Below are 20,760 nucleotides of genomic sequence, written 5' to 3' on the forward strand. Positions count from 1 at the left end.
AGCCGAAACTGCCACTTGAAAAAATTTTATACCGTTGTCTGTTCAGCTATGTGTTTCCCGGGCTTTTTCAATGAATCGAGAAAAGCCTTTGCGGTATCCATACCGTCAACCATAAGCAGTATAAACAGCGGCGTCATATTAAACAGATATCTTGACCTTGTTTCCCATAACAGGAAGAATAAAAATGCCGAAAATACAATTCCTTTGAGTAACAGCATTTCGTCAACTTCGGGTCTGACAAGAGTTTTAAGTGCCGAAATACAAATCATCAGCAGAATGAACATCTGCAAGGCTGAGCTGTAATTTTGGAAGGCCTTGTTATACTTTCCGTTGATATGCAGAAAATCCATAAGAATATTATCATTTTTCGGTTTTTGGTTATGATACGAAATGTAATATGTGCCGTCCTGCCATGTCCATACCGCTTTCTTTACCATATGATTATACAGACCGTCAATTTTATATTTCTTTACTCTTTCCTTGATAACCTTAACATTAGCGTCCTGCTTTTCTTGCTTTGAGTGGAATGAACGGGTGTAATAGTCATCGTGTTCATCGTATTTGCCAAGACCCTTAAGCCCCATCATAATCCAGTGAGTTACGGGGTACTCATACTCTTCATATTGCTGCTTTGTAATCGGATTGACAGCGTCAACGGCGGTATTGTAAGCAAATCCAATCGCACCGAATCCTGCCGTAAACACAAGTATAAGACAAATCGCTCTTTTTAATCTGAATTTCAAGAAAAGCAGTACAACCCCAACCGCAAACAGAATAATAATACTGCCCTTTACTTTGTATCCGAGGAAAACCAACGCACCCGCAGCACAAAGCTTTGCACACATACTTTTTCTGTGGTCACCCTGAAATGCGGAAACCATGAGATATACCGCTCCGATAAGAAACGGCATCGACATCGAATCACTGTAATAGTAGGGCAGATATGTGAGATAGGGCAAAAACAATGCGCAAAAAGCAAGTACAAATACAGCCTTTCTGTTGCCGAAAAGTCTTTTTGCTGTAAATGCTGTCAGTATTACGGAAATGTTAATTGCAAAAATATTTACAACAACAGGTGCAAATTCAACAAAATGACCGGATATAAGGTAACTTAATCTTCCGACAAGCGATACAATCAAAAGTAACGCCATATTATTCGGATATCTTATAAGGTATTGATAATTGCGTGCATAATCCTGTTCAATGAGGTCGAAATTGCCATGACTTGAAAAATACATAGCATATCTTCTGATGTTATGCAGGTCGGCAACAGGTTCAAAATCGGTAAGCATAGCAAAAATAAATTCAGCTATCAGAAGAATGCCGCAACCGATAAAAATAATCCTCTTAGTGTTTATATCGGTCAATTCAAATTTTGCTTTTGTTTTAATTCTTTTGCACCTTTTATTGCTTTTATCGGCGGTGTAATAAAAATAGAATGCACATATACCGACTGTCAGGACTGCGAAAATCAAAAGAATGAACATTTTTGAAAACGAATCAAATCTTCTGTCAACTTTTCCGTCAAAGCCTATAACAATAATGTTGATAAAAAGAAAAATGAAACATACCGAAAACAATCCGCCGAAAATTCTCGTCAGGACTTTTGCAAATTTATTACTGTTCATTGTCATCAAGCACTTTGTCAACAATAAATCGCGGTCTGCGCTTTGTTTCCATATAAATCTTTCCGATGTATTCGCCGATTACACCGATAGCAAGAAGCTGAAGACCGCCGATTGCCCAGATTGAGCACAAAAGGCTTGACCAGCCGCTTACAGTCCAGCCGCAGAAGAAGCTTACAAGCGAGTAGATAATCATAATAAGACTGATGCCGAACACGATTCCACCGAGCCATGTAATCATTCTGATAGGCTGAATGCTTAGCGATGTAATGCCCTCCCAAGCAAGAGCGAGCATCTTCTTGAGCGGATATTTGCTTTCTCCCGCAAGTCTTTCGGAACGCTCATATGTTACGATATCAGATTTGAAGCCAATCATCGGAACCATACCGCGAAGGAAGATATTCGTTTCCTTGTATAACGAAAAAGCATTCAGCGCCCTTTTGCTCATAAGTCTGAAATCAGCGTGGTTAAAAATAACCTTTGCACCCATATGGTTAAGAATTTTGTAGAATCCTTCTGCGGTAAATCTCTTGAAAAATGTGTCTGTTTCTCTCTTGGAACGAACACCGTAAACCACATCGCAGCCGTCTTCGTACTTTGCAACCATTTCATCAAATGTATTGATATCATCCTGAAGGTCTGCGTCAATTGAAATAACAGCATCAGCCTTGTCTTTAAGAGTCATAAGACCGCAGAGAAGCGCGTTCTGATGACCTCTGTTTCTTGAAAGCTTGATACCCTGAAAAACAGGATTTTCCGTATGCAGCTCCGAAATAATCTCCCATGTTCTGTCCTTTGAACCGTCATCAATAAACACAATGCGGCTGTCAGCAGAAATCTTACCCTCTGACATCATTGTGCTGTATTTGTTCAACAGCTTTCCTGCCGAATCTCTTAAAACCTCTTCTTCGTTATAGCAGGGTATAGCCAGATATAACTTAGTCATATAAAATATCCTCCCGAAAAATTGTCACTTATGTAGCTTGTCACAAGACAGACGAAAAAATCTGCCTTCTATCCGAGGTTAATTATAAGACCATATATTTTAAAAGTCAACAAACTTGATTGCTTTGTTACAAAATATTGTTATTTTATCGAAATAGAGAGGTGAAAACAGTATATTTATGAACAAAATCACAGATTTTTGTAACAATGCTGAAAAATGATTGAATAATATTGTAACGGTTTTGTAATAAAAACTTTTATTTTTTTAAAAATGTGAAAATCCACTTGTAAAGAAAAAATAATTGTATTATAATGTTAGAAGTTAGTAACCTATGGAGGTAGATTATAATGTCACAGACACAGAAATCAATTGCAGTATTAACAAGCGGCGGCGATGCCCCCGGTATGAATGCAGCTGTTAGAGCTGTTGTTCGTGCCGGTATAAATAAAGGAATGAAGGTTTACGGTGTTTACCGTGGATATAACGGCTTGCTCAACGGTGATGTTGAGGAAATGAACCTCAGAAGTGTTTCCGATATCATCGGAAACGGTGGCACAATGCTTTACACGGCAAGAAGCGAAGAGTACGCAACTCCTCAGGGTATTCAGAGAGCTGCTGATTTTTGCAGAAGCATCGGTGTCAGCGGCGTAGTTGTAATCGGCGGCGACGGTTCGTTCAGAGGTGCCCGTTGTCTTACAAACGCAGGCATTAACTGTATCGGCGTTCCGGGTACTATAGATAACGACATTGCTTGTTCAGAGTACACAGTTGGCTTTGACACCGCTATGAACACAGCTATTCAGATGGTTGACCGTATCCGTGATACAGCACAGTCGCATGACCGTTGCTCTATTGTTGAGGTTATGGGCAGACGCTGCGGTGATATTGCTCTTCAAACAGGTATTGCAACAGGTGCAACGGCTATTCTTGTTCCGGAGGTTCAGTACAACATTGAAAGAGATGTAATTGCAAGAATTATCAACACTCAGAAAACAGGCAAAAAACACTTTATCGTTGTTGTTGCCGAGGGTGTCGGCGGTGTAAGAGATCTTGCAAAGTATGTTGAACAGCGTCTTGGCATTGAGTCAAGAGCTACAATCCTCGGTCATGTTCAGCGTGGCGGTTCCCCGACACTTCGTGACAGAGTTGTTGCAAGTGAAATGGGCTTTAAGGCCGTAGAACTTCTTGAGCAGAATATCGGCAACAGAGTTGTTGCCATGCAGGGTGGAAAGATTGTTGACCTTGACATTAACGAAGCACTTGATATGCCTCGTGTATTTGATGAAGAGCTTTACAAGATTGCAATGACAATTTCTATCTGATTTAAATATCTCAAATTATTTCAGGGCGGACATTGTTCGCCCTTTCATTTTTTAATTTTTCGAAGGGAATAATTCACGATGCTTGAACAATCTCAAAAGCTGACTGACGGCTTAATTATCTATTCTGTACTTGTTTCTGACTATGAAAAGCCGGATTTCAAAAATGACGCGCTTGCCGGTGTTCGTGCCAATTACTTTAATTCAGGCTGCAAGGAGCAAAAAGAGATTACTGAAATTGAGCTTCACGGTATGGAATATAAGATGTCTTGCCTTATGCAAAAGGATGAACCGCTTTCTTGGAAGGTGACGAAGGACAGCCTCCCTTATCAGTCCGTAAAAAGGGCGACAGGCGGAGTCTATTCTGTCATTACCTACAATGACAGGGGTATTGTATTTAAAAGACAGTTCTTTGATCGCAATCATTCTTGGCTGCGTACAGAATATTTTGACAAAAATATTGCCGATAAGTTGATTACAAGAATTTATCCCCATAAAGTCAGCGGCATTGTAACGCTTGTAACCGAAGATATTGACGATAACGGTTTAACGACAGTTAAAACCCTTTTTCCCTCCGAAAAGCAGTCTGAAAACGGTTCAAGAGTTTTGATTTATTCAAATGTCGGTATGCTGTGGTATGATGCGAGCTTTTTGCCGTCAGATATGCAGTTTACAGAGAAAAAATCATATGGCAACAGCGGATTTGTGTTCAATGATTCCTTATTCAAAGGTGATTTCTCAACGGATAATCCTTATGATTTGATTGCCTGCTCATATCTTTCCGACGCTGACATTTTGACAGATATTGATACTGAGAAAAAAGACGGCAAAAAAGATTACTCTGCTTACGATATAATTGAAAAGATTCTTGTTGAAGCACACAAAACAAATAAAGATTTGTTCGGTGAAATTATCAGTCATACTTCGGAGGAAAATTTTGAATCTGCAGATATTAAGATTATCAACAATGAAGCGTCGGACGGCAAAATTGAGTCTGCCGAGGAAAAATCTGCTGATTCTGATATTTTGGCTGATACATCTGTTGACGCCAAAGCTGTTGAACTGCCGAAAGACTCGGAGAATACAGAGAATGAGCCTGATGATGTTGACAAAGAGCTTGAATGCCGAACTGCTGACGAGCCGGCAGAAAGCTCGGATGAAATGTCTGTTGGCGAACAGGAAAAGGTTCATATCTGTGTGCCTTTCGGAGATGATGAATCTGCCAAAGAGAATTGTGATGAAAATGCCGAAATTGTAAGTGAGGATGAACCACATTGTGATGTGGTGATTCTTACTAAATCGGGAAGATATACCTATTTCGGTAATCTTGATGAAAATAATTGCAGAACAGGCAGAGGCAGAACGGTATCGCCTGACGGCTTCACATCCTATGAGGGTTATTATCGTGAGGATAAGCGAGAAGGTTTTGGAATCTGCTATTATAACAACGGCAGCATAAATTATGTAGGCAGCTGGACTGATAATTCACGCAACGGCGGCGGTGTCGGCTACAGATTGAGTGACGGTACAATGCATGCGGGCAAGTGGAACAATAATACTCCTGACGGCTACGGTGCAAGATTTGATAAAGACGGCAATCTTATTGATGTGTGCAATTATAAAAACGGTGTGCGTACAGGTAAGAGCGTTTCGTTTGATAACAACGGCAACATAGTGGTTTCTGTCTATGAGAATGGGGAAAAGGTTTCCGAATTTCTTATTGATACAGAGGTGTAATTATGAATATAACAGAGGATAAGATGCTTGAATATCTGTCGAAAGCACTTGTAGTCGTAGCTGTTCTTGTAATCGGCTATGTGATTTCAAGGCTGATTTTGGCTTTGCTCAGAAAAATTCTTGACAGGTCACGAATGGACGGTACAGCCGAAGGCTTTGTACTGTCGGTTTTAAAGGTAATATTTTATTTTATCGTTGCGGTAACGGCACTTGGTACAATCGGTGTAAATGTTGCTTCACTTATTACGGCACTCGGTGCTGCAGCCCTTACGGCAGGTCTTGCATTGCAGGATTTGCTGAAAAATGTTGTCAGCGGACTTGTGATTTTGATTAACAAACCCTTTGTTTCGGGAAATATTCTTGATTTTGAGGGAGTTAAAGGAACGGTTGAGGAAATCAATATTTTCTCAACAACTGTACATACACTTGATAATAAGCTTGTGACGATTCCTAATTCAAGACTTACATCAAACAATGTTGTAAACTGCACAATGGTTGAGCAGAGAAGGGTTGACTGCACTTTCTCAATAAGCTATGATGACGATATTGACAAGGTGCGAGAGATAATTCTCAACCTTATATCAACTAATGAGATGATTTTAAAAGACCCCGAACCTACCGTGAGAGTCGGTGAGCATCTTGACAGCGGAGTGCAGATTAAAGTTTTTGCGTGGGCAAGCCCTGATGATTACTACGAGGTTTATTTCTTCCTGCAAGAAAATGTCAAGAAAGAGTTTGATAAAAACGGCATCACAATTCCGTACCCTCATCTTGTTATTGCCAAAGATTAAAATTATTAAATTTCAAATTAAATATTACGAAAAATTCCGTAAATAATAATGGTACTGTTAATTCAGTGCCATTTTATTTTTTATAAGGATTGATTAGTGTGAAAAAAATTTTAGGCTTAGTTGCCGTAGCTTTAATTTCAGCATCTCTTATTACAGGTTGCGGCAATGATAAAAACGACAGTATGGCTGACACAACAAGTCAGACTTCACAAACATCAAATACGCAGGAAGCTTCCAAAAGTATGACTGAAAGCGGAGAAGTTTCAGATTCGGACGGTTTCATCGGTAACGAAGAAAATGAAACAGGAAATTCGGGTTCGGATATTATGGACGATATTGAGGACGGAATTGACGATATTATGGGTGACGGAGATAATAATAACTCTGATACTGTCACCAATCCCTCAGATACTGTTTTATAAAAAAACGGGAGCAGCAGGACAAACTGCCTGCTGCTCCCGTTTTTAATGCAAAATATTTTGTTGGTTCGGGCTTTCGACAAAAAATCATACTGCCTTGTCAAGATCATTCTTTAATTGACGGATAATCTTCTTTTCAAGTCTTGATATGTAGGATTGTGAAATTCCAAGCTTGTCGGCAACCTGTTTTTGCGTGTGCTCTTTTCGTCCGTTCAGTCCGAACCGCAATTCCATAATAAGACATTCACGGTCGCGAAGCTTTGAAACCGCCTGTAAAACCAAACTTTTTTCAAGCTCACATTCAATATTTCTGTTTACCGTATCCGGATCGCTCCCCAGAACATCACATAAAAGCAGTTCGTTGCCGTCCCAGTCGGTGTTCAGCGGTTCATCAATTGAAACCTCGTTCCTTAACTGCGATGATTTTCGTAAAAACATAAGGATTTCATTTTCAATACATCTTGATGCGTAGGTTGCCAGTTTAATATTCTTCTCCGGAGAAAATGTGTTTACAGCCTTAATAAGTCCAATTGTGCCTATTGAAATTAAGTCTTCTGCATTTGCGTTCGGAGTTTCAAATTTTTTTGCAATATAAACCACAAGTCTTAAATTGTGAACTATCAGCGGTTCTCTCGCCTTGTTGTCACCGTTTGCAATTTTCTGCATAATCAGCTGTTCTTCCTCCTTTGACAACGGCGGAGGAAGAGTTTCACTGCCGTTAATGTAAAAAATTTCATTTTCAACAACCAATGCAAAGCGGATTTTTTGAATTACCTTCATAAGAAACATAGCACTACTCCTATTCTGTCAATTTTAAAAGCTCGTATGGGATAATTGCCTCAACATCTCCTTTCAAAACATTATCACATATGCCTATGTAAATATTGTTATCAATTTTCCTGCCGTCAATTTTAACCTCATCGGGAGGAAATCCCTTTACAATTCCGTTTCCGCCAAGGCTTTCAAAGGGAATAACCCTTGTTTTAGTTTCACTCGGAACGAATCCGTCAAAGAGTTTTCTTTCTGCAACAATAACATAATTTCCCGAAAACGGTTCAGTAAGATTACATCCCGTATCAGCTTTTGCCGAAAAGAAAAAGACTTTTTCATTCACCTTGATTTCAACTTTGCAAATATCTGAGCTGTTACCGCTCTTCGTCAATATTTTCACCAATCTGAGAATATAATAACAGACAAGAGTTAAAATAATCAGGAGGACGGGCGAAATGTTAAAATACACTATGTCATTATATACTTCCATGCCTTTTGGTTTGAAGGCGTTGTATAGAAATAACATAATCCCGCAAAAAGAAAACGACAGAGAAAGAAAAACGGCGGTTCTCTTAATAAACTTTTTAGGCGGAGCTTTGCCAAATGCAAAAAATACAATCGCAGCAGCACATAAAATATCAATAGGTATGTTCAGAATGAACGGCAGAGGGGGAAGAAGTGCAATCAAGCTTTGCACTCCCCCGAAAAGTGAGGCAAAAAGCATTCTTTTAAATGAAGTATTGATGCAAAGTGCTTTTTTGGTGCATAAAATGAGTATGAAATCAATGAAAATATTCACCGTAAAAAGTACATCTATGTAAACGGATTTCATTTTGCACCCCCTGAGAGTGTTTCGTTTAGTGATATTATCTCATAAGCAGAAAATAATTATTGTCAAAATATGGTCAGGAGGAAAAATATTGCTTGCAGGTTTTATAATCGGCTTATTTGTCGGAGGAATTATCGGAGTAAGTGTAATGTGTCTTTTGTATTACACGAGGGATTGACAAAAGAAAAGCGTGCAGTCTGAAATAAACTGCACGCTTTTTGCATATTTTATTGTATTTTGATTATGATTTAAGATTTCTTGCTCCAAGGAAGAGTACTGCAAGCATACCCGAACCAACATGACTTCCTATAACAGGACCGATGTTTGTGACAATGATTTCTTTACACTTGCCCTTTATTGCCTTTTTAAGCTCCTCCGCACCTTCGGGATTATCTGCATGTGCAATCATAACAACGCTGTTTTTTAAATCCTCGGCGTCCCTCTCAAGATGTTTTACGAGAGAAGGAACAACATTGCTTTTACCTCTGATTTTTGCAACATTGACAAGGCGGCCTTCATCGTCAACACTGAGAAGCGGCTTAATCTGCAAGGCTTTGCCGAATGTAGCGGAAACAGCTGAAATTCTTCCGCCTCTCTTAAGGTGGTCAAGGTCTTCAACAACGAACCAATGACATACCTTAACTCGGGTTTCTTCAATGTATTCCCTGAGTTCGTCGATTCCGGCACCTTCGCTGTATTTTTTGCCGGCAAGGTAGATAAGAAGTCCAAGACCGGCAGAGTCACAAAGTGAGTCGATTACAATGATTTTTCTGTCAGGATAAACATTCTGTAAATCCTTAACTGCCATCATACAAGTGTTATAAGTTCCGCTCAAGCCTGTTGAAATGCCGGTGTAGATAATGTCCTTGCCTGCTTTAAGGTAGTTTTCAAAGCTTTTGTAAAAGCTGTCATAGTTAATCTGCGTTGTTTTTGAATCAACACCGCCTTTAAGCTTATCGTAAAATTCCGAAAGACTCATCATTCTGCAATCGGGATAGTGAAGATAAGACTTGTCCTCCATATGAAATTCCATAGGAAGAACTTCAACTCCGATTTCATTGATAAGCTCCTGTGTGAGGTCGCAGGAGGCATCTGTCATAAATACATAATTCATAATTATCGCTCCTTTTCTGCGAAAATATTATAAATCAATTCTAACAAATTATGATATAAATGTCAATGAATATACACCCCTCCTTTTTCATATATATGTATCAAGCACAGCTTTCGGAGGGGTTATAAATGAATTGCAGATTTACAGATTTAAGACATAAGGAAGTTATAAGCGCCTGTGACGGTACGAGGATTGGCTTTATTGACGATGTTATTGTTGACACCAAGTGTGCAACTGTTGTGTCAATTGTTATTTTCGGAAGACCGGGATTGTGCGGCTTGATAGGAAAATGTCAGGATTACATAATTCCGTGGGAGAAAATTGAACTCATCGGAGAGGATACCGTAATCATCAGCTGTCAGACTCCAAAGCCAGTAAAAAAGCCGAAAAAACCTCATTTTGGGGCTAAATTTTGAATTTTTGCAAATTTTCGCATTAAGGCAAAATAACCTAAGAAATTATCTATTATTTATGCATACTGCACAAATAATTATTTTTTTAAGAAATTAAAATTGAGTAAGTAACATTTTGGTTACAATTGTTACAATTTATCTTCCTGTATCAAACTTGCATTTTTCAAAAGTTTGTGCTTTAATACAATTGCAATTGTGTGTTTGATAAAATTTTACGACTAAAGGACTTGGCACATTTTCAAACAGACAACTACATCTTGTATTTGTATCTGCTTTTGACAGCAGTTATTGTAGTTATCTTAATGTGCAAAAATCACAGGGAGGATAAATTTTTGAGAGCGACAAACTATAAACACTACGGATGTGACAACAATTCGGTGAGTCCGAAAAGAACCCGCAAAACCGAAAAGAAGTCAAAACGCAAGGGCTTTAAGGTTTTATCCTATGCCATTGCGGTATCTCTGGCGGCAGTTGCTCTTGTTGTTCCGACAACAACTCTTGCTCCGGATGTAGACGCCTTTGAAGACAGCCGTGCTGCTTCACTTGCAGTCGGTAGCATCAACGACTTCTCACTTGTTATCACTGATAACTGCGTTGAAGAAACAACTGTTCCCGTAACCCAAGAGATTACAACATCCGCAGCTGCTACACAGAAGACAACCGAAAAGAAAACTAAATCTGCAAAAACTGCTAAAACTGCAAAAAAGTCTGAAGCTTCACAGACCTCTAAAAAGACTGAAAGCTCAAAGTCAGAGCCTTCAGAGTCCGAGGTATCACAGCAGATCACACAAAGCTCTGCAAGCAGCAGTGCATCTTCTTCAGACGACAGCAGTTCAGCATCTAATTCTTCGGATTACAGCTACACAGATAACATATCAGATTCATCAAACGATCAGAGCGGTTATCTTGTAAGCATCAGCAATCCCGATCCGTCATACAGTCCTTCTCCTGTTTCTCTCTCAAGCTATGACAGAGAAAAATTAGAAAGACTTGTAATGGGCGAAGGTGGTTCAATGGGCTACGTAGGCTGCGCTCTTATTGCTCAGTCGATTCGTGACGCAATGAACCGTTCAAACACAACATCAATTGACAGAGTTATTTCGGAATACCGGTATTACGGTTCTACAGCTTATGCACCCAGTCAGGAAGTTAAAAACGCTGTTTCTTTTATTTTTGATCAGAACGGCTCGGCGGTTCAGCACAGAGTTCTTTGCTTCTACACCGGCTCAAGCAGCTGGCATGAGTCACAGAATTACATCACAAGCATAGGTTCTGTGAAATTTTTTGATTTATGGTATTAAGACCGGTTTACGGAATACAATTTAATTATCAATAAAAAAATCAGGTGTTTTTGAAAAAAGTCTTCGAAAACACTTGATTTTTTTTATTTTTATGGTATAATATACGAGCAATTCGCACGCTGATGTCTGTCGGCAGGGTGGCAAATTCAAAGGATTTGCTTGATGGCTGATAAAAACAAAGGCACAGCGGAGGTTTTAACCTAAGGAGGATTTTTATTATGGCAGTAGTTTCAATGAAACAGCTTCTTGAAGCAGGTGTACATTTTGGTCACCAGACAAGAAGATGGAACCCTAAGATGGCTGAGTACATTTTTACTGAGCGTAACGGTATTTACATTATCGACCTTCAGAAGAGTGTAAAGAAGCTTGAAGAGGCTTACAACTTTGTTCGTGAGCTTTCGGCAGAAGGCAAGAGCGTTCTCTTTGTAGGTACAAAGAAGCAGGCTCAGGATTCTGTTAAGGAAGAGGCAGAGCGTGCAGGCGCTTATTATGTAAACGCAAGATGGCTCGGCGGTATGCTCACAAACTTTGCAACAATCAGAAGAAGAATTGCTCGTTTAAAGCAGCTCCGTGCTATGCAGGAAGACGGCACTTTCGATCTTCTCCCTAAGAAGGAAGTTATCAAGCTCAATCTTGAGATTGAAAAGCTTGAGAAATTTATGGGCGGCATCAAGGATATGACAGAAATGCCGGGCGCACTCTTTATTGTTGACCCGAGAAAAGAAAGAATTGCCGTTTCAGAGGCAAAGAAGCTCAATATTCCTATCGTTGCTATCGTAGATACAAACTGCGATCCTGATGAGATTGATTATGTTATCCCCGGCAACGACGACGCTATTCGTGCAGTAAAGCTTATTGCAGGTGCAATGGCTAACGCTATCATCGAAGGCAGAGAAGGTCAGATGGGTGCAGCAGCTGTTGAAGAGGAAGAAACAGCTGAATAATCATTTGTGATTATAACCTCATTTATATATATTAATTATATTAATTTGAAAGGATGTTTTCATAATGGCAGCATTTACAGCTCAGGATGTAAAAGCATTAAGAGAAAAAACAGGCTGCGGCATGATGGATTGCAAGAAGGCACTCACTAATGCTGATGGCGATATGGATAAAGCAGTTGACTTTTTAAGAGAACAGGGCCTTGCTAAGCAGGCTAAGAAGGCAAGCAGAGTTGCAGCAGAGGGTGTTGCATATGCCTGCACAAACGATGACCTTTCAGTAGGCGTTGTTGTAGAAGTTAACGCTGAAACAGACTTCGTTGCCAAGAACGATTCATTTATGGATTTCGTTAAGGCTTGTGCTAACACAATTATCGAGCAGAACCCTGCTGATGTTGAGGCTCTCCTCACACTTAAGGCATCAGGTTCAGATCAGACAATCGCTGAAATGCTTCAGGAAAAGGTTCTCACAATCGGTGAGAATATTCAAATTCGTCGTTTTGAGCGTATGGAAGGCGCTTGTGTTGCTTATGTACACGCAGGCGGCAAGATTGGCGTTCTCGTTAACTTTGATACAGACCTCGCTGCAAAGCCTGAGTTTGTTGCATACGGCAAGGATGTTGCAATGCAGATTGCAGCTCTTAACACTCCTTACCTCAACGAGAGTGAAGTTCCTGCAGAAATCATTGAGCATGAGAAGGAAGTTATGCGTCAGCAGGTAATCAACGAAGGTAAGCCCGAGCAGATTGCCGACAAGATTGTTATGGGTAAGATTGGTAAGTTCTACAAGGAGAACTGTCTTCTTGACCAGGAGTTCGTTAAGGACAATAAGATCAACATCAAGCAGTACACACAGAATACTGCTAAGGAGCTTGGCGGTTCTATCGAAATCAAGAAGTTCGTTCGTTTTGAAAAGGGCGAAGGCATTGAAAAGCGTCAGGACGACTTTGCTGCAGAAGTTGCAAGCATGGTTAAATAATTGTTTTGACATCCAAAGCATAATATTCGGAGCAGAGATTAAATTCTCTGCTCTTTTTGTTTGCCTGAAATTAAAATTGACAATAAAAATACGGAACAGAAATCTGCTCCGTACAATCATTTAATGAATATCCAGCTTTCAATCTTGTCACCGTCAACCATAAAGGCTTTGTCAGCAATTTCAGCAAGCGGCGAATCGCTGTAACTGTCCGAATAAAAGCTGTCAATTTTACCGTTGGGAAAAGCCTCGTAAAACCGTTTCACCTTTTCCTTGCCGTGGCAGTTAACTCCGGTGTATTTTCCGCTTTGCATATTAACCTTTGATGCAATAAGATTTTTGATTTTAAGCCTTTCACAAACGGGTTTTAGCAAAAACTCGGGTGATGCCGAAATAATTACATCGTCATCTTTCTTTTGTTCAAGATAAAACGGCTTTATATTTCCAATGTATTCCTTCCAAAAGTCTTTTACATCTTTTTCGGTATCACAAAATGCAAGAAATCTGTACATTTTTTCTTTAAATTCAGTTTTTGTACCTTTTTTAAACACATAAAATTTCAAAAATGCCCCAAAAAGCGATGGGGCGAGGGTGATAATTTTTTTATGCCTTTTAAGGCAGAATAAATAGAAGTCGGCTGTTGAGTCACCGTAATAAACGGTTTTGTCAAAATCATATGCATTCATAATATATAAATTCCTTTGTTATGCCATCCTTAAAATTAAATTCTTTGTTGTGAACCTCTACCATTATAGTATGAGAGCGTAATTTTTGCAACCTCTCCTGCAAGGAATGCCCTTGTTAGCCGAATGTTTAAAAAATATACTTAATCCCCAAAGTAAGTTCCGCAGCAAAAAGAGGCGGAACTTACTTTGAAAATTAACTTTATTCAAAAAACAGCCACTAAACCTTTACAAACCCCACAAGATATTGTATTATATTAGTAATTATAATTTATCGTGGGGTGTTATGTATGAAGCCGAAATATAAAAGAGTATTATTAAAACTTTCAGGCGAATCGCTTGCAGGTGAAATGAAACATGGCATTGATTTTGAAACTGTTCTCAAAATCTGTAAGCCAATCAAAGAATGTGTTGACGCAGGAGTAGAAGTCGGCATAGTAGTAGGCGGAGGCAACTTCTGGCGTGGCAGAAGCTCAGGTGAAATGGACAGAACAAGAGCCGACCATATGGGTATGCTTGCAACAACAATCAATGCGCTCGGTGTTTGTGACGCACTTGAACAGCTTGGTGTTAATGTTCGTGTTCAGACAGCTATCGCTATGCATCAGATTGCTGAGCCGTATATCAGAAACAAGGCTGTTCTTCACCTTCAAAAGGGAAGAGTAGTAGTGTTCGGCTGCGGAACAGGCAACCCGTTCTTCAGCACAGACACAGCAGCGGCTCTCCGTGCAGCTGAAATTGAGGCAGACATTGTTATGAAAGCTACTATGGTTGACGGCGTTTATGACAGCGATCCTAAGAAAAATCCAAACGCTAAGAAATATGACACAATTTCATTTCATGAGGTTCTCAATAAGGATCTTGCTGTTATGGATAGCACAGCTGCATCTCTTTGTAAGGACAACAATCTGCCTATCCTTGTATTCAGCATTGATGACCCTGAAAACATATACAAAGCTGTTTGCGGTGAAAATATCGGTACTATCGTAACAGCTAACGACTAATTCAATTGATTATTTTACTGACTTTTTAACAATAATTATTATACAGGAGGCATAAATATGCAGACACAGTTAAAAAAAGCCGGCGAAACCATGGACAGACGCCTTGAACATATGCGCAGGGAATTTTCGGAAATCAGAGCAGGCAGAGCAAATCCCGCTGTTCTTGATAAAGTAAAGGTTGACTACTACGGCGCACCCACACCCGTAAATCAGCTTGCCGCAGTATCTGTTACAGAGGCAAGAACTCTTACAATTCAGCCATGGGATGCGTCTGTATTAAGACAGATTGAAAAGGCTATACAGACTTCAGACATCGGTATCAATCCGCAAAATGACGGTAAGATTATCCGTCTTATCTTTCCACCGCTCACAGAGGACAGAAGAAAAGAAATTGTAAAAGATGTTCAGAAAATTGCCGAAGAAACCAAGGTTCAAATTCGTAATGTACGCCGTGAACTTATCGACAAGCTTAAAGCTATGAAGAAGGACGGCGAGCTTACAGAGGACGATCTCAAGCAGGGCGAAAAGAAAGCTCAGGATCTTACAGATAAGTATGTCAAAGAAGTTGAGAGCGTTTCTGCAGTAAAGCAGAAAGAAATTTTGGAGATGTAATATGGCTTTTTTCTCAAAGAAAAAAGATGAGCAGATTGGGGTTACAGACCTCAATCTGCCTTCACATATCGGAATTATTATGGACGGCAACGGCCGTTGGGCAAAAAAAAGAGGACTTCCGAGAAAGGCAGGTCACCGTCAGGGTGCAAAAACTTTCAGAACCATAACAAGATACTGTTCCGATATCGGAATAAAGTACCTTACCGTATATGCTTTTTCAACCGAAAACTGGAAAAGACCGCAGGATGAGGTTGAGTCACTTATGTCGCTTTTTAAATCATACCTCAATGAAGCACTTGAAGATTTTAAAGACGACAGTATTGTGGTAAAATTCATCGGTGATAAGTCAGGATTTAACGATGAACTTCGTGAGCTTATGATTGAAAACGAAGAGAGTTCAAAAGACCGTGACGGTATGGTTCTTAATATTGCTATGAATTACGGCAGTCGTGACGAAATTGTCAGAGCTGTTAAAAATATTTCTGAGGATGTCAAAATCGGCAAAATTTCTTCCGACGACATAACAGAAAATCTCTTTTCAAATTATCTTTACACCGCAGGTCAGCCCGATCCGGATCTTATTATCAGACCGAGCGGTGAATACAGAATTTCAAATTTCCTTTTGTGGCAGTCTGCTTATACGGAATTTGTAATAATGAACAAATTATGGCCTGATTTTCAGAAATCAGACCTTGACGAAGCATTAAAAATATACTCCTCCAGAAACAGAAGATATGGCGGAGTTTGATGAGAGTTGATATAAAATGAAATCCCTCAAGCCTCGGCTGCTGACAGCCGTAATAGGAATACCACTACTGCTGATTGTTCTGTTTGTATCGGAACTTTGGCTCCCGTTTACAGGCATAGTCATAGGAGCATTTTCGGCATTTATGACAGGTGAGTATCTGCACGCAAGGAAGATGCTTTATAAGTTTCACCTTTCCATACCTTGTATAGTTTTTTCTTTCCTGCTTTCGATTTTGGTTACAACAAAGTTTCTGTATATTTTGATTTTTGTATTCATATTAACAGCCTTTGCAGTAATGATTTTCAAACACGAAAAGACAAACTATGCCGATGTTGCATATTCAGTGTTCGGAACTTTTTTAATTTCTTTTGGAATGAGTGCCATCCCGATTGCCTGTGCATCATCTGTATCAATTACTTTCTGCTATATATGTATTTTCGCATTACCGTGGATGGCAGACGCAGGCGGCTTCTTTATCGGAGCATCGTTCGGCAAGCACAAGCTTTGCCCGAAAATCAGTCCTAAAAAGACTGTTGAGGGTGCAATCGGCGGAATACTTTTTTGTGACCTTACAGCTGTAATCATCGGTCTTATATTTAGTTTTTGGGTTATGCCTGACGCCAACATCAACTTCTGGGCATTGATTCTTCTCGGTGTAATTGACGCTCCTGTATCAATTCTCGGCGATTTGAGTTTTTCTCTTATCAAAAGAAGCTACGGGATTAAGGACTACGGCTCAATTTTTCCCGGTCACGGCGGAATGCTCGACAGGTTCGACAGCATAATATTTACTGCACCCGTTCTTGTTGCAATCAATCAATTCATACCTTTCATAACAGTGGGGTAAACTAAAATGATAAATTCACTTTCCATCCTTGGATCAACAGGCTCAATCGGAACACAAACGCTTGATGTTGCAGATAAACTCAATTTAAAGGTTTCTGCACTTACTGCGTCAACAAACATAAAACTTCTTGAAGATCAGGTACGAAAGTATAAGCCTGAACTTGCAGTAGTTTTTGATGAAGAAAAAGCCAAAGAATTAAAAGACAATATAAAAGATACAAGCACCCGTGTTTTAAGCGGTATGAACGGACTTATTGAGGCGGCAACGCTTGAGAATGCCGACCTTGTTGTAAATTCGGTTGTCGGAATGGTAGGCTTAAAGCCCACACTTGCAGCGGCAAATGCTAAAAAAGATATTGCTTTTGCAAACAAAGAAACGCTTGTAACAGGCGGTAAGCTTGTATGTGATGCGGTAAAGAAGAACGGTGTAAAGCTTCTTCCCGTTGACAGCGAACATTCAGCCATTTTTCAGTGCTTACAGGGTATGCCTGAGAAAAAAATGCTTAAAAAGCTCATTCTTACAGCTTCAGGCGGTCCTTTCTTCGGAAAAACAACCGAAGAGTTAAAGAATGTAAAAGTTAAAGAAGCTCTTAATCATCCAAATTGGAGTATGGGTGCAAAAATAACCATCGACTCTGCTACAATGATGAACAAGGGACTTGAAATAATTGAGGCAAGGTGGCTTTTTGATGTACAGCCGGAAAACATTGATGTTGTTGTACACCGTGAAAGCATAATACATTCTCTTATTGAGTATGTAGATAATTCCGTAATTGCACAGCTGGGACTTCCCGATATGAGAATCCCGATTCAGTACGCAATTACATATCCCGAAAGATATGAATCACCTGTCGGCGAATTAAGTCTTGCTCAAATCGGCAAAATGACTTTTTTTGAACCCGATTATGAAACCTTCAAGTGCCTTAGAGCCTGCAAAAAGGCTCTTTCGCTCGGAGGTGTTGCAACAGCTGTTGCAAACGGTGCTAATGAGGAGGCTAACCGACTTTTCAGAGAGGGTAAAATCACTTTTCTTGAAATCGGCGACCTTGTTATGGGTGCAATTGATAACATAGACAATTTTGAGCCTACATGCGTTGATGATGTATTGAAGGCGGATAAACTTGCAAGAGAGTATGTACTCTCTATGCTATAATTTGCGGTAATATTTTTCATTGCTGTCTTTGCGGCAGCAATGAATATTTTGGAGTTGATTTATTTTAATGCAAATTTTAACAGTTGCGGCTCTCATTGTAATAGGAATATTACTTTTTGAGCTTATAATTTTTTCTCATGAATTTGGTCATTTTATTACCGCAAAGCTTTCGGGTGTAAAGGTAAATGAGTTTGCACTCGGTATGGGACCGAAAATAATCAGTTTTGTAAAAGGTGAAACAAGGTACTCGCTTCGTCTTTTTCCGATAGGCGGTTACTGTGCCATGGAGGGCGAGGATGAGGACAGCGAAGAAAAAGCCGCGTTTAATAATGCAAAAGTATGGAAGAGAATGATTATCATAATCGCAGGTGCGGTTATGAATATTCTTCTCGGTTTTGTTATGATGTTTGCCTTTACCGTTCAGGCTGACAGCTTCAGCTCTACAACCGTATCTCAGTTTCAGCCTAATGCGTTCACAGCCAATACAGGCTTGCAGACGGGGGATAAGATTGTCGAAGTGAACGGTTATTCAATTTGGAATTCAAGAGATTTGCAGTTTGCAATCTCAACACTTCCGTATGAAACTGTAGAAGGCAGCACACTTGAAGTGTACAAAGAAAGAGCGACATCTGCCGCCTGCGGAGTGTACAATAAATACGCCAATGACAAATCCCTTTCACAAGATGAACTTCAAAAATACTACAACGCTCTCTCAGAGGGTTGTTCAAGGATAAATAAGGCTGCAAGCAAAGAAGAGGCTGAAAAGCTTCTTGACGAAGCTTGTAAGTCAATTTATGCGCTTGACAAATCATATGATATGTCAAAGTATAAAACACCCGAAATAGACACAACTACATCAAGACCGAGATTTATGGCTGATGTAAAGGTTGTCCGTGACGGCAAAGAAATAACGCTTGAAAATGTACAGTTCTTCACCTATTATGCCGATGACGATGCCGAAAAGAAGAACAAACCAACCGTTGCTTTTGACTTTGCGGTTGAGCCTATTGAAAAAAATGTCGGCACGGTTCTTACTGAAACATTTACAGAAACCTGCTCAATGGCAAAAACTGTGTGGACTTCGCTTGTATGGCTTGTACAGGGAAAATTCGGCTTCAATGATATGTCAGGTCCTGTCGGTATCGCAACTGCGGTAACTCAGGTTGCATCCATGGGTCTTGAAACAGGTTTTGCAGACGCGGTTAATAACATTTTGTTTGTAATGATACTCATAACGGTAAACCTCGGAATTGTTAATATGCTTCCGTTTCCTGCTCTTGACGGCGGAAGATTCCTGTTTTTGCTGATTGAATGGATATTCAAAAAGCCGATTCCGAGAAAAGCAGAGCAGGTTGTAAATACGGCAGGACTTGTACTGCTGCTTGCATTTATGCTTATTATTTCGGTAAAAGATGTATTCCAACTTGTAACGGGAACTTTTCCCGGTATGTAGATAAACGGAGGAAAACCTTATGGGAAGTAAAATTCAGGTAACTGCCGGCAATGTAAAAATCGGCGGCGGTGCTAAAGTAAGCGTTCAGTCAATGCTCAATATTCCCTCAACCGATATTGAGGGTTCTGTAAGACAGGCAAAACAGCTTGAAGCGGCAGGCTGCGAAATCATTCGTGCCGCCATTCCTAATAAAGATGCAGTAAAGCTTATTCCTGCCCTCAAAGAGGCTGTAAGCGTCCCAATTGTAGCCGATATCCATTTTGACTACAGGCTGGCTCTTGAGGCTTGTGCTGCGGGAGTTGATAAAATACGAATAAACCCGGGCAACATCGGTTCCGATGACAGAGTAAAAGCAGTTGCCGATGCCTGCAAACAGCGTGGCATTCCGATAAGAATCGGCGTTAATTCAGGTTCGCTCGAAAAAGAAATACTTGCAAAATACGGTCATCCCACACCCGAGGCTCTGTGCGACAGTGCCTTGTACCATGCATCACTTCTTGAAAAATTTGATTTCAACGATATTGTTCTTTCAATGAAAAGTTCAACCGTTTCTACTATGATTAAAGCCTATGAGCTTGCCGCAGAAAGGTGTGACTATCCGCTCCACCTCGGGGTTACAGAGGCAGGAACGGAAAGAATGGGTATTATCAAATCTTCTGCCGGAATCGGTGCATTGCTTCTTCACGGTATAGGCGATACAATCAGGGTTTCCCTCACAGCCGATCCTGTAAAGGAAGTTTATGCCGCTCATGATATTCTCAGGGCTCTTGACATTGAGAAAGACGGAGTTCAATTCGTTTCATGTCCGACTTGCGGAAGAACAAGAATTGACCTTGTGAAGATTGCAAACGAGGTTGAAGATAAGCTCAGAACCTGTAAAAAGAATATCAAAGTAGCGGTAATGGGCTGCGTTGTAAACGGTCCGGGAGAAGCAAGAGAAGCTGATATCGGCATCGCAGGCGGTGAAGGCTGCGGTCTTGTATTTAAAAAAGGTGAAATCATCCGTAAAGTCCCCGAAGAAAAACTCGTTGACGCACTTATGGAAGAGGTAGAAAAATTATAATCCGTCAGACGGACGG

Annotated in this window: 21 protein-coding genes; 15 read left to right on the forward strand and 6 right to left on the reverse strand. The window is 40.1% G+C overall.

The window, feature by feature from the left end:
- Window positions 1-26: 26 nt before the first annotated feature.
- A complete protein-coding gene (locus tag RBATCC27255_RS01610; protein WP_101028438.1) occupies window positions 27-1,628 on the reverse strand; it encodes a glycosyltransferase family 39 protein in 1,602 nt (533 codons plus the stop codon).
- The gene (locus RBATCC27255_RS01615; protein WP_101028439.1) at window positions 1,618-2,571 is read right to left on the reverse strand and encodes a glycosyltransferase family 2 protein; all 954 of its coding nucleotides are present in this window, start codon (window positions 2,569-2,571) and stop codon (window positions 1,618-1,620) included. The genes RBATCC27255_RS01610 and RBATCC27255_RS01615 overlap by 11 nt, the downstream gene beginning before the upstream one ends.
- Window positions 2,572-2,918: 347 nt before the next feature.
- Here RBATCC27255_RS01615 and pfkA point away from each other — a divergent pair, with 347 nt between their 5' ends.
- The 4 genes from pfkA (at window position 2,919) to RBATCC27255_RS01635 (ending at window position 6,840) form a co-directional block, all read left to right on the forward strand.
- A complete protein-coding gene (gene pfkA, locus RBATCC27255_RS01620) occupies window positions 2,919-3,893 on the forward strand; it encodes a 6-phosphofructokinase (protein WP_101028440.1) in 975 nt (324 codons plus the stop codon).
- Window positions 3,894-3,971: 78 nt separating this feature from the next.
- The gene (locus RBATCC27255_RS01625) at window positions 3,972-5,627 is read left to right on the forward strand and encodes an MORN repeat-containing protein (protein ID WP_101028441.1); all 1,656 of its coding nucleotides are present in this window, start codon (window positions 3,972-3,974) and stop codon (window positions 5,625-5,627) included.
- A 2-nt stretch (window positions 5,628-5,629) separates the two neighbouring features.
- Window positions 5,630-6,418, forward strand: a complete 789-nt coding sequence (locus RBATCC27255_RS01630; RefSeq protein ID WP_101028442.1) for a mechanosensitive ion channel family protein — start codon at window positions 5,630-5,632, stop codon at window positions 6,416-6,418.
- 98 nt (window positions 6,419-6,516) lie between these two features.
- Window positions 6,517-6,840: a hypothetical protein gene (locus RBATCC27255_RS01635; protein WP_101028443.1), complete on the forward strand. Its 324-nt coding sequence runs from the start codon at window positions 6,517-6,519 to the stop codon at window positions 6,838-6,840.
- An 84-nt stretch (window positions 6,841-6,924) separates the two neighbouring features.
- Here RBATCC27255_RS01635 and sigE read toward each other — a convergent pair whose 3' ends face one another.
- From sigE to RBATCC27255_RS01650, 3 genes are all read right to left on the reverse strand, one after another.
- Window positions 6,925-7,626 carry an RNA polymerase sporulation sigma factor SigE gene (gene sigE, locus RBATCC27255_RS01640; RefSeq protein WP_101028444.1) on the reverse strand — a complete coding sequence of 234 codons (702 nt, stop codon included), beginning with the start codon at window positions 7,624-7,626 and terminating at the stop codon, window positions 6,925-6,927.
- 10 nt (window positions 7,627-7,636) lie between these two features.
- Entirely contained in the window at window positions 7,637-8,440 is an 804-nt protein-coding gene (locus tag RBATCC27255_RS01645; protein WP_101028445.1) for a sigma-E processing peptidase SpoIIGA, read from the reverse strand.
- Window positions 8,441-8,678: 238 nt separating this feature from the next.
- Window positions 8,679-9,551 (reverse strand): DegV family protein, encoded by an 873-nt coding sequence (locus RBATCC27255_RS01650; RefSeq protein WP_101028446.1) that lies wholly within the window; start codon window positions 9,549-9,551, stop codon window positions 8,679-8,681.
- 128 nt (window positions 9,552-9,679) lie between these two features.
- Here RBATCC27255_RS01650 and RBATCC27255_RS01655 point away from each other — a divergent pair, with 128 nt between their 5' ends.
- The 4 genes from RBATCC27255_RS01655 (at window position 9,680) to tsf (ending at window position 13,185) form a co-directional block, all read left to right on the forward strand.
- Window positions 9,680-9,967 (forward strand): PRC-barrel domain-containing protein, encoded by a 288-nt coding sequence (locus RBATCC27255_RS01655; RefSeq protein WP_101028447.1) that lies wholly within the window; start codon window positions 9,680-9,682, stop codon window positions 9,965-9,967.
- Window positions 9,968-10,296: 329 nt separating this feature from the next.
- Complete coding sequence (locus RBATCC27255_RS01660) at window positions 10,297-11,265, forward strand: hypothetical protein (RefSeq protein WP_101028448.1); 969 nt, start codon at window positions 10,297-10,299, stop codon at window positions 11,263-11,265.
- 218 nt (window positions 11,266-11,483) lie between these two features.
- Window positions 11,484-12,209, forward strand: a complete 726-nt coding sequence (gene rpsB, locus RBATCC27255_RS01665; RefSeq protein ID WP_101028449.1) for a 30S ribosomal protein S2 — start codon at window positions 11,484-11,486, stop codon at window positions 12,207-12,209.
- A gap of 64 nt (window positions 12,210-12,273) precedes the next feature.
- Complete coding sequence (tsf, locus tag RBATCC27255_RS01670) at window positions 12,274-13,185, forward strand: translation elongation factor Ts (protein WP_101028450.1); 912 nt, start codon at window positions 12,274-12,276, stop codon at window positions 13,183-13,185.
- A gap of 116 nt (window positions 13,186-13,301) precedes the next feature.
- Here tsf and RBATCC27255_RS01675 read toward each other — a convergent pair whose 3' ends face one another.
- Window positions 13,302-13,868 (reverse strand): HAD-IB family phosphatase, encoded by a 567-nt coding sequence (locus RBATCC27255_RS01675; RefSeq protein ID WP_101028451.1) that lies wholly within the window; start codon window positions 13,866-13,868, stop codon window positions 13,302-13,304.
- A gap of 287 nt (window positions 13,869-14,155) precedes the next feature.
- Here RBATCC27255_RS01675 and pyrH point away from each other — a divergent pair, with 287 nt between their 5' ends.
- From pyrH to ispG, 7 genes are all read left to right on the forward strand, one after another.
- Window positions 14,156-14,869: a UMP kinase gene (gene pyrH, locus RBATCC27255_RS01680; RefSeq protein WP_101028452.1), complete on the forward strand. Its 714-nt coding sequence runs from the start codon at window positions 14,156-14,158 to the stop codon at window positions 14,867-14,869.
- A 57-nt stretch (window positions 14,870-14,926) separates the two neighbouring features.
- Complete coding sequence (gene frr / locus RBATCC27255_RS01685) at window positions 14,927-15,481, forward strand: ribosome recycling factor (RefSeq protein ID WP_101028453.1); 555 nt, start codon at window positions 14,927-14,929, stop codon at window positions 15,479-15,481.
- A 1-nt stretch (window position 15,482) separates the two neighbouring features.
- A complete protein-coding gene (locus tag RBATCC27255_RS01690; protein WP_101028454.1) occupies window positions 15,483-16,229 on the forward strand; it encodes an isoprenyl transferase in 747 nt (248 codons plus the stop codon).
- Between the two features lie 16 nt (window positions 16,230-16,245).
- The gene (locus tag RBATCC27255_RS01695; RefSeq protein ID WP_101028455.1) at window positions 16,246-17,076 is read left to right on the forward strand and encodes a phosphatidate cytidylyltransferase; all 831 of its coding nucleotides are present in this window, start codon (window positions 16,246-16,248) and stop codon (window positions 17,074-17,076) included.
- A 6-nt stretch (window positions 17,077-17,082) separates the two neighbouring features.
- On the forward strand, window positions 17,083-18,228 hold the full coding sequence (locus RBATCC27255_RS01700; protein WP_101028456.1) for a 1-deoxy-D-xylulose-5-phosphate reductoisomerase: 1,146 nt from the start codon (window positions 17,083-17,085) through the stop codon (window positions 18,226-18,228).
- A 67-nt stretch (window positions 18,229-18,295) separates the two neighbouring features.
- Window positions 18,296-19,681 carry an RIP metalloprotease RseP gene (rseP, locus tag RBATCC27255_RS01705; protein WP_101028457.1) on the forward strand — a complete coding sequence of 462 codons (1,386 nt, stop codon included), beginning with the start codon at window positions 18,296-18,298 and terminating at the stop codon, window positions 19,679-19,681.
- 19 nt (window positions 19,682-19,700) lie between these two features.
- Window positions 19,701-20,744, forward strand: coding sequence for a flavodoxin-dependent (E)-4-hydroxy-3-methylbut-2-enyl-diphosphate synthase (gene ispG, locus RBATCC27255_RS01710; RefSeq protein WP_101028458.1), 1,044 nt, complete (start codon window positions 19,701-19,703; stop codon window positions 20,742-20,744).
- The last annotated feature ends 16 nt before the right edge of the window (window positions 20,745-20,760 follow it).

Origin of the sequence: Ruminococcus bromii (assembly GCF_002834225.1) — a bacterium.
GTDB classification, from domain to species: Bacteria; Bacillota; Clostridia; order Oscillospirales; family Acutalibacteraceae; genus Ruminococcoides; species Ruminococcoides bromii.

What these genes read in the sequence shown, in the direction of transcription:
- RBATCC27255_RS01610 (WP_101028438.1), bottom strand. Translation starts at nt 1,628, where the DNA reads ATGAACAGTAATAAATTTGCAAAAGTCCTGACGAGAATTTTCGGCGGA.
- RBATCC27255_RS01615 (WP_101028439.1), bottom strand. Translation starts at nt 2,571, where the DNA reads ATGACTAAGTTATATCTGGCTATACCCTGCTATAACGAAGAAGAGGTT.
- pfkA (WP_101028440.1), top strand. Translation starts at nt 2,919, where the DNA reads ATGTCACAGACACAGAAATCAATTGCAGTATTAACAAGCGGCGGCGAT.
- RBATCC27255_RS01625 (WP_101028441.1), top strand. Translation starts at nt 3,972, where the DNA reads ATGCTTGAACAATCTCAAAAGCTGACTGACGGCTTAATTATCTATTCT.
- RBATCC27255_RS01630 (WP_101028442.1), top strand. Translation starts at nt 5,630, where the DNA reads ATGAATATAACAGAGGATAAGATGCTTGAATATCTGTCGAAAGCACTT.
- sigE (WP_101028444.1), bottom strand. Translation starts at nt 7,626, where the DNA reads ATGTTTCTTATGAAGGTAATTCAAAAAATCCGCTTTGCATTGGTTGTT.
- RBATCC27255_RS01645 (WP_101028445.1), bottom strand. Translation starts at nt 8,440, where the DNA reads ATGAAATCCGTTTACATAGATGTACTTTTTACGGTGAATATTTTCATT.
- RBATCC27255_RS01650 (WP_101028446.1), bottom strand. Translation starts at nt 9,551, where the DNA reads ATGAATTATGTATTTATGACAGATGCCTCCTGCGACCTCACACAGGAG.
- RBATCC27255_RS01655 (WP_101028447.1), top strand. Translation starts at nt 9,680, where the DNA reads ATGAATTGCAGATTTACAGATTTAAGACATAAGGAAGTTATAAGCGCC.
- rpsB (WP_101028449.1), top strand. Translation starts at nt 11,484, where the DNA reads ATGGCAGTAGTTTCAATGAAACAGCTTCTTGAAGCAGGTGTACATTTT.
- tsf (WP_101028450.1), top strand. Translation starts at nt 12,274, where the DNA reads ATGGCAGCATTTACAGCTCAGGATGTAAAAGCATTAAGAGAAAAAACA.
- RBATCC27255_RS01675 (WP_101028451.1), bottom strand. Translation starts at nt 13,868, where the DNA reads ATGAATGCATATGATTTTGACAAAACCGTTTATTACGGTGACTCAACA.
- pyrH (WP_101028452.1), top strand. Translation starts at nt 14,156, where the DNA reads ATGAAGCCGAAATATAAAAGAGTATTATTAAAACTTTCAGGCGAATCG.
- frr (WP_101028453.1), top strand. Translation starts at nt 14,927, where the DNA reads ATGCAGACACAGTTAAAAAAAGCCGGCGAAACCATGGACAGACGCCTT.
- RBATCC27255_RS01690 (WP_101028454.1), top strand. Translation starts at nt 15,483, where the DNA reads ATGGCTTTTTTCTCAAAGAAAAAAGATGAGCAGATTGGGGTTACAGAC.
- RBATCC27255_RS01695 (WP_101028455.1), top strand. Translation starts at nt 16,246, where the DNA reads ATGAAATCCCTCAAGCCTCGGCTGCTGACAGCCGTAATAGGAATACCA.
- RBATCC27255_RS01700 (WP_101028456.1), top strand. Translation starts at nt 17,083, where the DNA reads ATGATAAATTCACTTTCCATCCTTGGATCAACAGGCTCAATCGGAACA.
- rseP (WP_101028457.1), top strand. Translation starts at nt 18,296, where the DNA reads ATGCAAATTTTAACAGTTGCGGCTCTCATTGTAATAGGAATATTACTT.
- ispG (WP_101028458.1), top strand. Translation starts at nt 19,701, where the DNA reads ATGGGAAGTAAAATTCAGGTAACTGCCGGCAATGTAAAAATCGGCGGC.